9 protein-coding genes are annotated in these 12953 nt (G+C 46.1%); all 9 read right to left on the bottom strand.

Annotated features, from left to right (window positions below):
- Nucleotides 1-2: 2 nt before the first annotated feature.
- The 9 genes from ACSQ8P_RS23565 to ACSQ8P_RS23605 all read right to left on the bottom strand — a co-directional run bounded on the left by ACSQ8P_RS23565 (nt 3) and on the right by ACSQ8P_RS23605 (nt 12912).
- Nucleotides 3-1019 carry a zinc-binding alcohol dehydrogenase family protein gene (locus tag ACSQ8P_RS23565; RefSeq protein WP_436237408.1) on the bottom strand — a complete coding sequence of 339 codons (1017 nt, stop codon included), beginning with the start codon at nt 1017-1019 and terminating at the stop codon, nt 3-5.
- Nucleotides 1020-1035: 16 nt separating this feature from the next.
- Nucleotides 1036-1917 (bottom strand): carbohydrate ABC transporter permease, encoded by an 882-nt coding sequence (locus ACSQ8P_RS23570; protein WP_436237409.1) that lies wholly within the window; start codon nt 1915-1917, stop codon nt 1036-1038.
- A gap of 11 nt (nt 1918-1928) precedes the next feature.
- Nucleotides 1929-2843, bottom strand: coding sequence for an ABC transporter permease (locus tag ACSQ8P_RS23575; RefSeq protein WP_436239588.1), 915 nt, complete (start codon nt 2841-2843; stop codon nt 1929-1931).
- A 129-nt stretch (nt 2844-2972) separates the two neighbouring features.
- Nucleotides 2973-4604 carry an extracellular solute-binding protein gene (locus tag ACSQ8P_RS23580; RefSeq protein WP_436237410.1) on the bottom strand — a complete coding sequence of 544 codons (1632 nt, stop codon included), beginning with the start codon at nt 4602-4604 and terminating at the stop codon, nt 2973-2975.
- 203 nt (nt 4605-4807) lie between these two features.
- The gene (locus ACSQ8P_RS23585; protein WP_436237411.1) at nt 4808-7186 is read right to left on the bottom strand and encodes a helix-turn-helix domain-containing protein; all 2379 of its coding nucleotides are present in this window, start codon (nt 7184-7186) and stop codon (nt 4808-4810) included.
- Nucleotides 7187-7428: 242 nt separating this feature from the next.
- Complete coding sequence (locus tag ACSQ8P_RS23590) at nt 7429-8409, bottom strand: Gfo/Idh/MocA family protein (RefSeq protein ID WP_436237412.1); 981 nt, start codon at nt 8407-8409, stop codon at nt 7429-7431.
- A gap of 11 nt (nt 8410-8420) precedes the next feature.
- Nucleotides 8421-8804 (bottom strand): cupin domain-containing protein, encoded by a 384-nt coding sequence (locus ACSQ8P_RS23595; RefSeq protein ID WP_436237413.1) that lies wholly within the window; start codon nt 8802-8804, stop codon nt 8421-8423.
- 55 nt (nt 8805-8859) lie between these two features.
- Nucleotides 8860-11391 carry a glycosyl hydrolase family 95 catalytic domain-containing protein gene (locus ACSQ8P_RS23600; RefSeq protein WP_436237414.1) on the bottom strand — a complete coding sequence of 844 codons (2532 nt, stop codon included), beginning with the start codon at nt 11389-11391 and terminating at the stop codon, nt 8860-8862.
- 24 nt (nt 11392-11415) lie between these two features.
- Entirely contained in the window at nt 11416-12912 is a 1497-nt protein-coding gene (locus ACSQ8P_RS23605; protein ID WP_436237415.1) for an extracellular solute-binding protein, read from the bottom strand.
- Between the last annotated feature and the right edge of the window lie 41 nt (nt 12913-12953).

Genomic DNA, 12953 nt, shown 5'->3' on the forward strand with positions numbered 1-12953 from the left:
TATTAATCTAATTGAACCATCGCTTTGATAACCCCGGACTCCGGCTTCAACCAAGTCTCGTACGTGTCGATCATGTGATCCAAGTCCACACGGTGTGTAATAAAGGGATCCGTATCGATATTGCCGCTACGAATACTTTCCATGACATATTCGAAATCTTCACGAGTGGCATTGCGGCTGCTGAGAATGCTTAATTCGCGCTTATGGAAATCCGGATCGTCGAATGAAATTCTGGATTTGACAAGCCCCACATAGATTAGACGGCCCGTATGGGCGACATATTGGGCAGCTTGTTCCATCGATGCTGCATTGCCGGTAGCATCCAAAACTACCGTCGGAAATTCGCCTTGCGTAATTTCCTTCATTTTCGCCGCAGGATCGTTCTTCGCGTTGACAACGTAATCTGCCGGGACCCATTGCTTGCAATAGTCAAGCCGATCCTCATTGATATCGAGAGCAATCACTTTCGCTCCCGCTAATTTAGCGAATTTCATAACACCGAGCCCGATAGGTCCAGCACCGATGACGAGCACGAATTCGCCTGGTACTATGCATACTCTGCGCACGGCATGAGCTCCGATACAAAGGCATTCAACAATGGCGGCTTGCTCCGGCGTTAGACCGTCCGCTTTAAGCAGCAAGTTCGTTGGAACGGCCATATATTCGCGCATCCCTCCATCCTCATGTACACCCAGAACGTTTAGGCTGGTGCAGCAATTCGTCTTCCCTTGCCGGCAAGCAACACAAGTTCCACAATACCGATAAGGCATAACGGTGACCAGATCCCCACATGTCAAATCCGTATCCTTGTCTTGGATCTCAACGATCTCACCCGATAACTCATGTCCTAGAATTCTTGGGTAAGTGAAATAGGGCTGATTTCCTTTATAAGCATGGAGATCCGTGCCGCAAATCCCGATTCTCTTGATTTTAACTAGCGCCTCACCGTCCCGCAGGACTGGTCTTTCCGTTTCCGTCATCACTAACCGGTTCGGTTCCTCACATACGATCGTTTTCATTCCCAATCACTCCTTATCAGCCTTTTAACGCTCCAACCATGACGCCTTTAACAAAATATTTCTGCAGGAAAGGATAAATACATAGAACAGGCAAGGTTGCTACCATGATCGTCGCGTATTTAATCGTTTCTCCGATTTGCATTTTATCCCCTGCCGAAGCACCGGCAGACATCGAATCCGTAGAATTGGAGATGAGAATTTCCCGAAGTATGACTTGAAGCGGAAATAAATCTCTATCTTTCAAGAAAATTGAAGCGTAAAACCATCCATTCCACTTTTCAACCGAATAATAAAGAATCATCACGGCGATTACAGGCATGGACAAAGGAAGAATCAGACGGAATAAGATAGTGAAATGATTAGCTCCATCAATTTTGGCCGATTCTTCCAATGTTTCAGGGATCGCCATAAACGAAGTGCGCATGATAATAAGGTTAAACGTATTCATCGCAAACGGAATGATCGTAGCCCATAATGAGTTAACCAAACCTACATTTTTGACAATCAGATATAACGGTATTAAGCCACCGTTAAAAAACATCGTAAAGACAATAAAAATAAGAAATGCCTTATTCCACATGACATTTTTGCGAGAGAGCACATAGGCTCCCAAAGCCGTCATCAACACATTAATGCTGACTCCGACAACAAGGATAAACAGCGTATTTTTGTAGCCGGTCAGAATGCCCGGGTTAGTAAGCACGCTTTTATACGACTCCAGATTAAATCCAAGGGGTCTCCAGAGAAGGCCCTTATGTGTTAAAAAGTTATTAGCGTCGCTCACAGAAGCAAATGCAACATAAAGGAGCGGATACAGAGTAATGGCCATAAGTAGAATCAAGCCGATATATACAAATACATCAAAGGATTTTTCACTTAAACTTCGTTGCTGCATCATAAATATGTCACCTACCAAAGGCTGCTTTGGCTGAATTTTTTACTGAGTTTGTTCGCCGACAGCAGCAGAATAAGATTAATGAGCGAGTTGAACAGACCGACCGCAGAGCTATAGCTCCAACCGAATTCCAGTAATCCTTTTCGGTATACAAAGGAGGAAATAACGTCTGCAGTATCGTAGGTTGCTGGATTATATAATAAAATGATTTTCTCAAAGCCTACGTTGAGCATGTTCCCCATACGAAGAATGAACATGATCATAATCGTCGGCAAAATGCCCGGAATCGTAATGTTCCAGATCTGCCTCCATCGTCCGGCCCCGTCCATACGAGCCGCTTCGTACTGCTCTTGGTCGATTCCCATGAGTGCGGCAATGTATATAATCGATTCCCATCCCATTTTTTGCCATATTTCAGATAAAATATAGAGCGGTCGAAACCATTCCGGCTTTTGCAGCAGCGCTTGCCCATCTCCGCCAAACATCATCGTAAACCAAGAATTCAAAATCCCGCCGCTATTCGTAAAATCCTTCACCATGCCACAAATGACAACGAGGGAAATAAAATAAGGCATGTAGGTCACGGATTGGGCAACGCGGCGAAATGATTTGTGACGAATTTCGTTAATGAGAATAGCTAATATAATCGGAGCTGGAAATTCAAAAAGTAAAGAATAACAGCTGATGACTACGGTGTTTTTCAGGATTCTCCAAAAATAATAGGAATTAAAGAACGACATGAAATGATCAAACCCTACCCAAGGACTCCCCACGATCCCTTTCATTGGGGAATATTCTTTAAAAGCAATGATCGCGCCGTACATGGGCCCATAGTGAAAGATAAGATAAAACGCGATGACCGGAATCATCATGAAGTAAAGGTATTTGTTTTGAGCAAAATCTTTGGCCGTTCTCATCCTAAAGGTCATCTTTGTCTGTTGGTACGCTTTCGTTCTCGTTCGCAGCACTTTGTCCATCTATTCATCCCCGTTCCGCTGATGATACTTGCTGGAGGCCGGCGGAATCTGCTTCTCCGGCCCTCCAACATAATGTGTTTTTTAGCGTTTGTTATAGCGCTCTAATGCCGCTTGTTGGATTTGAAGCGCTCGTTCCAACTTCAACCCCTTCATTTTTTCCATATACTTGTCGAAATTGTCCACAGAATCGCTTCCTAGAATAATTTTGAGCGTCATTTCATCGACTAATGTGTTTATATCCGTCATAATTTTGGCCAACTCGGTGCTTTCTTCCGGGGTTGCCGTAATTGGCGGAAGCGTATATTTGTCAGCATCCGTTTTCTGCCAGACAGTAACCGCGTCTTTCTGCTGAGGAATTGTATAATACTGCTCGATGTATCGCTTATCTTGAACGAATGGCCCGAAGTAGTTCGCTTTGGTATACAACGAGAACGCTTGCGACGGTGCTAACTTATCCGGATTTTTAAACAAGATATCGGTATATTTCGGATACCCGTTGTCCAAGTTGTAGCTTACACCCGGAGTACCGAAGTTGAACAGCATGTGCCCCTGCTCGGAGTATCCGTAGTCAAGCATTCTCACGGCAAGTTCGGCATTTTGGGAGCCTGCTGAGATGGCAACCATTCCTTGGAATGAATAAGGATAATCTTTTTGGCCAAATTTAGGCGTATCGCCTTTTTTCAAAACCGGATACTGAACGCCGACAAGGTTTGCTTTCGGGTTCTTTACTGTCAGAAGAGGCATCCACTTGCCAATCCCACCGCCTGCGTTGCCGACCGTGGCTCCCGTCGCACCCGAAGCTAAATTAGCATCTATATTTTTACCGTCCGTCGATGCAATGTTCTTATCTAACAAACCTTCCTGGTACCACTGACGGAACGTAGCCATGAACTGCTTGTACTCTGGCTGAGCAGGACCAAACTTCACTTGGTTGTTATCTAAATAGAAGAGACGGTGAATGCCGAAGGCACCGATAAAAGCGCCGTTATAGATTTGCTCGAACGCCCTAGGGAGACTTTGGAAGGAAAGCGGAGCTGTTGCCCCCTTTTTCTCCTTAAATGCTTTCAAGACATCATGCCATTCATCAATCGTTGTCGGAGCTTGAAGCCCAAGTTCATCCAACCAATCCTGGCGGATAACCGGCCCTTGGTAGACGCGAAGGAAATCATCCCCGCGGAGGAACGGGAACCCATAATAGCTGCCCGAATCGGTTTTCACCATTTTATCTACTTCAGGATGTTCCTTTAAATACTTCTTCAAATTAGGCGCATACTTATCAATCAGATCGTTCAGTTTGAGAATGTAACCATCATTAATTGCTTTCTCAGGCCCGCCGGGAAACTGCATCCAGTTATACTCGATCAAATCCGGCAAATCTCCTGAAGCTAACATAACATTGAGTCCTTCTTTGGCTTGGTTCGCGACCGGAGAGCTGAAATTCAGCTTAACGCCGGTTTGCTTTTGCCATTCCTGAACAAATGGAACTTCAGCGAAGTTCGGCTTGACGCCTACCAACGTGCTTGGTATTTCCGCCCAATAACTTAGCTTTTTGTCGGTTTGAATCGGATATGTTGTACTTGTCGTTGCGCCATCCTTCTGAGTGGATTGTCCAGATAAAGGATCCTTGGGATTTGAGCTGGAGCAAGCCGTAATCGTGCTGCTTAACACAGCGCTTACTAATAGAACGGAAGCTACACGTTTTGTTTTCGACACATTGTTTCCCCCTAGTTGTTTGCATTTTGTGAAGCGCTAAGAACGCTACGTTAATTATTGTAGGATAGTCCGCTGCGGTTTAATATCTTCCATTTCTGCATTTGAATAACCAGAATTGCGAAAACCGATCAACCATTTCGACAAAATGATAAACAAAACTTCCAATTGCGCATATAAAATGAAAAAGCCACCCTATAGGCAGCTTATGATTCGCACATTTCCTTGAATTTACCTGGGGTAATCCCCTCGTATTTTTTGAAAGTTCGAATAAAAGTATTCACATGGCTGTATCCGACAGCTTCAGCCACATCAACAATTTGGCTATCCGCTTGCTTTAGAGCTAGTTTCGCCCTGTCGATCCTTATCTTATTGATATAATCCAGCAAACCTTCCCCTGTCTGTTCTTTAAACAATTTAGATAAATAAGCTGCCTTCATATCAAAATGATCACCGATCATCGTAATATTTAAATCATTATCTCCATAATGGGATTGAATAAACTCGCATATGTTCTCGATTAACGAACGAAGAGTTCCCTGCCGTGTGTGCTGTATGTTCTTTTGTCTCACCTGATCCGCATGATCACAAACTTGCTTTAGAATGACGATAATTTGTTGATGCATCGTTTGAATAGTACTGCACTGAGTAAGATCCTCCATCCAATTCGGATTTGCCTCCATCAGACTATTCTGGATGCCGCCAATTTCCTTGACCGCTTTCATCATCGTGCTGACCAGATCAAACATGAGACATTTGGCTAAAGGAAGAGCAATCACTTGGTTATATACATTATTGTTTATAATTTCATCCAACGTTTGCTTGGCCTTATCGAAATCGCCCACTTTTACATTATTGATCAGTTGCTGCTCAACTTGAAGTGGATATTCATAGCCGGCTCCCGATTCTTTAGGCGTATTCAAAGCCATATCCTCGTAAGAAATAATACCCTTGCTTCCTACAACGAGTTTATATTCCAGTGTATCCAGCGCTTCCGCATAAGCTTGCGAAATGCCCGCTATCGAATGGTGTACACGGCTAATGGAGACAGTCAACGGAATTTTGTAGTTCATCTGTAAAAAGTTTTGAGCCTCGGAGGCGATTCGCATCAACTCCTGCATTTGCTCCTCCGATGCTCGTTCCTTTACATTGATTAAACAGGCCATCATATCTTCCACTTCTGTTACATAACCGTAATCGATTTGATTCGATATCTCATCAACGACATTTGCAATAATGAAATACAACAACTTGCGTTTTTCCGCCATATCCTTGCCTTGGATGAATTCGAAGAACGACACGCTTTCCTGTTCCTCCAAGCTGAAAAGCAGAACGGCAAATTGATCCGTATCGAACTTCAAATTAAAGGCAGCTAGTGAATCGTCTACCGTAATATACGGATTGACTCTGCCTTTTAACAGCCGTGATAAGAAGTGAGACCTAAGGATATCATGTTCATGCTGCTTTCGGTTCGCCATTTTATCCATTTCGTCAAAAGTCCGATCAATCGCCTGTTGAATGAACTTCAGCTCATTATTCATTTTACCGTCAGGCACTCCTCTTTTACCTGCGAAAGTGCGCGTTAACCTGCGGATTGGACTATAATTTTTTATTAACAGAATTAGGGTCAGTACCAGTCCGGCAAAGAAACTGATCGCAATGCTGGTGTATGTCAATATGCGTACTTGCTCTGCTTTTACCCAATAGAGGCGGCTTGGTACGACAGTAATGAACTTCATTTCCGATTGATCCGTTTGCTGATAGAAGACTTCATATTTTTCCCCACCGTTCATAAAGTAGAATAGACCTGAGGATCCAGTCATTTTATCGTAAGGAAAGTCTGTAGGCAGCGGAATCGATTCATTAGAAACAAGTACCTGATTTTCTTTGTTCAAGATGAGTACATTGCCTTGATTAAAAAGCTGAATATTTTTGACGGATTCGAGGATCCTGGACTGGTCAATCATAATGACATTAGTCGCAATAGACTTCTTGGCCACATTGGGATAACTGCTTACCAAAGCTACCGTTTTTTCCGTCCGTCCCCCTTCTACTTTGCGATTTAACGCAATGAAACGTTGAGGGCTGTACTCGTTCAACATAGAAAGCCATTGATCGTAAGTGAATATGCCATCCTCATGCAGTAGTTGAAAGGCCACTTTATCTTCTCTTTTCACGCTGGGCATAAGAACCTCATGATCCGACGCGATATAAATATAGAATTCGTCCACAAAAGGATACGAGGACTGATATAATTTTAAATCTTGTGTAATTTGATAGACATCATAAGGATTCTCCATCGGAAAAAGCTGCCTCTTACCGGAGTACAGCAGCTCCTGAATTTTTAGGTTCCAAGACAACTCGAAATTCAATCGCTGCATGTTCTTCAGCTGATAGTCCATCGATTCCTCTACCTGCTTCAGAAGCGCATTATTCGCTTGATGAATTTCATTCTCTAACGTTTGCTTGGATTGATTATAAACGAAAATACTCATGACAATCGGGAGCAGCAACACTGCTGCATACGATAAAAACCAGCTCAAAACAATGCTATGCCGATTAAACCCAAGTCTCCGAAACAACAAACAAATTCCCTCCCACACCTAGTTGGCACACAAATTCTCATCGTTAGCGAGAGTTTTAAATTATATAGTTCGTATAAACATACAAATTATACTTCTAAATGAACAGCAAGCATAGCCCCTTCCTTATTAACTCTTCACTATCCAATCAAGGCGCACATAAACAAGCAAGGATGCCTTTAGGGGCATCCTTGCTTGTTTAAACTATAAAAACTGTCACCAAATCATACAAATACAGGATATGGTTACACCTCATTCAGTGCTTCTTCCACCGAAAGCATTTTGCCTGTTCTCGAAGATACAGCTGCAGCATGCACCAAGCTTTGCGATTTCAAATAATCTCTTCCACTTGGTCTAGGCTCCCGCTTCTCCTTCAAAGCGGCTAGAAATTCATCGACCGACAGTACGTTACCTACCCCGTCGAAGGTGTACACTTCATCGGCTTTTCCTTCCTTCATAAGCTGCACTCGGTTGCTCGTTACCACAATCGCACCTTCCGCACCTTCGAAACGCCAATCGCCGTACCATTCGGTTAGTTTTCCCTTGGCCATCATGTTGCCGTGATAATCCACGACCGTCCCGCCGTCAAGCTCCATCCAAGCGCTAAGGTGAATCGTCGTCGTCTCCGTCCAGCTTCCAGGCGGATTGCTGTTCATGGCGAACACTTTCACGGCTTCCTGACCAGTAAAATAACGGATCATATCGAAATGATGAATCGTTACATCTTCCAGCAGTCCGTTTGCCAGCCGACCGAAATAAGGAACGGGTACGACATGATAGCGGTCGAATTCAATGTGTACCGATGACAAATGTCCGATGACACCGCTGTCTAAAAGCTCCTTCGCCTTGAGCACCGGAGCGAAGAAACGGTAATTCTCGGAAATCATGAACGGAATGTTTTTCAGTTCAGCCTGACCGACAATATATTGCGCGTCCATAATATCGTTCGAAATCGGCTTCTCGCAGAGCACCGGCAGGCCATGCGAGAACGCGATCTCGTTAATCGTAGTGTGAATGTGAGGAGGCGTAACATTAATGACGAAATCGGGGCGCTCGCTGATAATCGCTTCTTCCAAAGATAAATAAAACGGAGTTTCCGGATCAATCGTTTCCCGCAGTTGAACGTTTGCTTCAACAACACATACCGTCTGCACACCCGGATGACGTCTTAATCTCTTGTACCACCCTAAACCGAAGTTCCCTAAACCAACTAGAACTGCCTTCATGCTGCTCATCCTCACTTCTCTACATTAAATTGATTTTTGTTTCGTGACGGTCCGGCATGACACCAGACGACGACGATAGGATCTTCCACGCTAGAAATGAGATGATGATCCTCTCCCGGCTCAATAATGACGACATCTCCCGTCTTAACGGGATGCATGATTGAACCTGCTTGTTCTTTGATTTCAACCTCGCCCTTGCCCTGCATGATCAGGAAAGCTTCGCAATCTTCATGCACATGATAGTCGATGCCGCCCGGCCCATCGTTCGTATGAGCGCGTGCTCCGGGCTTCTCGAAGGCAAGTCCACCGTAAGAAATGTAATCCCCCGGCATGATGTCTTTCAAAATATGTCCTTCCATAACATCGGCGAGCTGCTGCAATCGATAAGTTTTCATTTGAAACCACTCCTTATGAAATATGATTCGTTCTTTTAGGATTCTCGATAAATGCTCACTCTGTGACGGCAAAGACGAACGAATCGCCTGCACCGGTCGCAAACTCAAACAAGGAACCGCTCAAACTCTTAACTTCACGGTCTCCCTGCACCACGGACACTTGCCGTTCCCCCCAAGGGTTGCGCAGTCTGCAAATACCGCCAAGTGTGGATTTAATGCTTAACGAAACAATAACGCCTTTTCGGATCTCAGACGTAACTTTAAAACCTCCGTGACTCCAAAGCGAGAATTCCACATCCCACCCATCAGGGACAGTGGGGAACACGTTAATGACCGGCTCTTTGCCGGGGGTGCCGGGCCCACTTTGACAGAGTGCAACCTGCAAGGCGTACGCCACATTTCCGAGCCTCTGTGCGCTGATGGCGTTGACGCCCTCCCGTACCGTCAGCCGATTATCGTAATATTTGATTTTCCCCGTATCTGCATAGTAGCAATATTCACGATCGGCATTCACACATTCCAGCTGCGCCACGACAGCTTGTTTAAAGCCTTCGGCCACTCCCATACCAGCTAGCATGACGGCAACGGACGACATTTCGGACACAGCCTTGCTCCAGTCACCTCCCAGCATATTCTGTTGAAAGGCAAGGGTGGATTTGCCTGTTTGGAACAAATCCGGATTTTCGCTCGCGGTCTCTAAGGAACAGAGAATAAAATCCCGCATCGGATCGTTAGCGATTTCCCTCCGATCGTCAAGCACCCGCCCGATCGCACCAACCCAAACAGGCTCTTCATCATCTTTTGTTCTAAAGACAGCCTCCGGATGATCGCTTCGTGGGAGCGGAGCCAGGTTGCGATAAAACTCATCCCACACCGGCCACATGTCTTGATCCACACCCAATATATGGGCGGCCTTCAGCAGCACAGGCATGATCCCGTGAAGCGAAGACATCACTTGAATCGTATCTTTGCCCCCGATATACTTCTCACCGCTAATCGTGCCCAGCATATGGTATTTGCCATCATCCTCTTTTCGCAAGTGCGGATAATTGCGCAGGAATTCCGCTGCCCCTTTGATCATCGGGTATGCCCGATCCTCCAGCCATGCCCTGTCTTTGGTGAATTCATAATAATTCCAATAATGATAGGCGATGCCCGCTATGTTCCAAAACATATGGGTCGTGGATCCGTAAGGGCCCCAGCTCTTATCGGAATAGACCAGATCCCCGTCTACCCATGATTCGTGTCCCTTCCAGTTCCAACGGCTCTCATGCGGATGCTTTTTATGTGCGTATTTCTTGAATCTTTCGGAGCGTTCCTCCCAAGGCTTATGAAGCAAGTAAAGCTCTCTCATCTCGGAGGCAATATCTTCGGGCAGCTCATCCACACCGTTAAACCATACAGTTTCGGGAATATAGATCCCCTTGCTGCCCCACTGCTGCTCCGCCGCTTTGGCGCACGAATCGTACATACCCGAATACATGTCGAAATAAGGCTGCATCAACTCATAGTGTCCTGTTGCCAGAACCGCATTGTAATATAACCTGAGGTTGCTCCACCACTGCATGGCTCCCCAGTGTCTGGAGTCCCCGCGCGGGCTCAGCAGCATGCCGCCGAAGTTGGGAGCAAATTTTCCGCCTCGGGAATTTGACGCCATCAGATACACATAGTACGTATAATGCTTCTCCACCAATTCGGCGCTGCCGTCATTGCTGCTTAAGCGAATGAATGATTTTTGCCAAAACTCGTTCCACCAAAGCTTATGCTCCATCAGCAAGCGCTCATAGCCCGCTTTTCTTGCTGCTTCCAATTGATTTACTGCCAACGCGGTGACGTCCACTGTTTCATCAAAGGTGGCGCTGCTTGCGATGTAGATTTCGAAGCTTCCCGTACCCGGTTTGATGCATAGGCGCATTTCCGTCTCATTCGGCTGCCCGAGTACTTTACTCACTCTAAAATCGGTGACAGGCGCCCTTCCGCCAAGTTCATCGTTCATCCGGATGATCCCGTCGCAGCCGGAGATTCCGACCGCGACCGCCGATGAGCAGTAATAGCTGCCCTCCCTGAATTCCTGCTTCAAGATCATCACGTCTTTGTGCATGATGAGTTTGGAAACCGCCGTATGACTCTTCGTCGCGACTTCCGCTTGCCGGAGCATCTTCAACCTGATGTTGATGCCTTGCGGGCTTTTCCTTCCATCCTCGACCTTAAAGGCATACACATCGCTGTGGTCATAAGCAATCGCTTCGAGAGCAACTCCATTACCGTGGATAGAGGCCGTCGCATCGTATAAACTTAAATGCTGGCGAACCGTTCCGTCCTGAAACACGTCTTCCCCGTAATCCACAAAATCGATGTCGACGAAACCGCAGGCGTAGCCGTAATCCAGATGCCTTTGATTGAAGCTGTTCGTGGAGCGGTCATTGGCATACACATCGACGCGATTCACCTGCAATTTCACAGCCGACGGGGATGTCCAAAGAAGGCTTCCCATTTTTCCGTTTCCGATCGGAAGTCCGCCTTCACTTCTTTTGACAGTGTGTTCGTAGTGCAAATCTCCGCGAGACACAAGCTCTCGATAATTCATACCTGAATTCACGCTCCAAGTCTGTTATTTCTTGTATTTGTTGTACAGCTCGGTATATTCCTTGATAACGTCGGCGCCGCCCGACTGCTTCCATTTCTCAAGCTCTTTGCCCCAGCCCGCTTCGTCGATGACGCCCATGATGAACTTGATTTTCGCGTCGTCGATGATTTTCTTATTCGTCGACAGCTTTTTCTTACTATCATCGCTTAGGATGAGTCCATACGATGCGTCCGCAACGCCGTACTGCTTGATTTCCGCAAGTGCATCCATCGCCTCTTTCGCAAGCGGCGTTCCGTTGTTGATCAGGACCGAACGCATGGCGAGGTGTTGGATCGGCACGACTTCCTTATTGTATTTGGTGTCGTCCAAAATCTTCTGTACGCCGTTCTCATCCTTGTAATGAACCCCATCAATACCGAGCAGGACCGTTTTCACTAACTTGTCGTCGGCCATCTTGTCAAAGAAGCTCAAAATCTTCTTCAAATCCACTTCCGTCTTGACGCTCGACTTCGGAAACATATACATGCCCAGGTACCCGCTGCCCTTGGCAACCCGCTTTTGACCGATCGTGGATACTAGCGCCGGAATGAAGTGAACGTCTGCGCCCGGCAGCGTCTTGCCAAGGCCGACGAACGTTTCGCCGCGGTAAGCTTCGACGATGTTTCCTCGGATGCCGATTTTCCCGTTGGTCCAATCCTCCGATACTTTTGCGCCCGGCACTGTGGCAAAGTCCTGATTGAGGATCTTCTCGTCGTATAGCTTTTTCATGAATTTCAAATAGTCCACATATTCTTTGGTCATGAAATCGGGAACCATCTGGTTATTGATATACCCCCAGCCATACGGCGCGCCGAACAGGAGCGGAAACGTATAGGTGCCCAAATCTTTATTTTCAGTGATGCCCCATGTGTCCTTCTTCCCGTTTCCATCCGGGTCATTCAACGTAAATGCTTTTAGCACATTATAATAATCATCCACGGTTTTAGGCAGCTCTTTAACCCCTGCTTTATCCAGCCAATCTTTCCGGTAATACATGACGATCCTTTCCGGGTAACGGCCCCGATAAAGACCATATATTTTTCCGTTGATCCGGGTATTGTTCAGTGTATCTTTATCTAGTTTGCTTAGGTTCGGATAGTCCTTCAAATAGGGCTCGACATCCCAGAAGAATCCGCTCTGTGCAGCGCTTACGATGACCGTATCCTGCGGATTGACGACAAGCATCGCTTGCGGCAGGTCCCCGGATGCCATCGATACATTCAATTTATCTGTATAATTGGAGTTCAGCACCCATGTGATATCGAGCTTCGTATTCGTCTGCTGTTCGATGTATTTCACAATGGGGTTGTCCGCTGTCGGGGGCTCTGCCGTTTCAAATTGGCTCATCATTTTGATTCGAAAAGGAGCTGACGAATCCGTACTGCCCGCTGCAGATGGATTACTGCTTCCGGAACATCCAGTCAAAGCCGCGATAAGCAGTAACGACACCGCAGGTGCTATTCTCTTAATCCCTTTATTCATAAAGCATAACCTCCATATTTGTATTGAAATGGTTTTCCGCT

It is taken from the genome of Paenibacillus sp. LjRoot153, assembly GCF_964253085.1.
GTDB lineage: Bacteria > Bacillota > Bacilli > Paenibacillales > NBRC-103111 > Paenibacillus_E.

Coding starts and splice junctions, on each gene's coding strand:
- ACSQ8P_RS23570 (WP_436237409.1), bottom strand. CDS start 1,917: ATGATGCAGCAACGAAGTTTAAGTGAAAAATCCTTTGATGTATTTGTA.
- ACSQ8P_RS23590 (WP_436237412.1), bottom strand. CDS start 8,409: ATGAAGGCAGTTCTAGTTGGTTTAGGGAACTTCGGTTTAGGGTGGTAC.
- ACSQ8P_RS23600 (WP_436237414.1), bottom strand. CDS start 11,391: ATGAATTATCGAGAGCTTGTGTCTCGCGGAGATTTGCACTACGAACAC.
- ACSQ8P_RS23605 (WP_436237415.1), bottom strand. CDS start 12,912: ATGAATAAAGGGATTAAGAGAATAGCACCTGCGGTGTCGTTACTGCTT.
- ACSQ8P_RS23595 (WP_436237413.1), bottom strand. CDS start 8,804: ATGAAAACTTATCGATTGCAGCAGCTCGCCGATGTTATGGAAGGACAT.
- ACSQ8P_RS23565 (WP_436237408.1), bottom strand. CDS start 1,019: ATGAAAACGATCGTATGTGAGGAACCGAACCGGTTAGTGATGACGGAA.
- ACSQ8P_RS23575 (WP_436239588.1), bottom strand. CDS start 2,843: ATGACCTTTAGGATGAGAACGGCCAAAGATTTTGCTCAAAACAAATAC.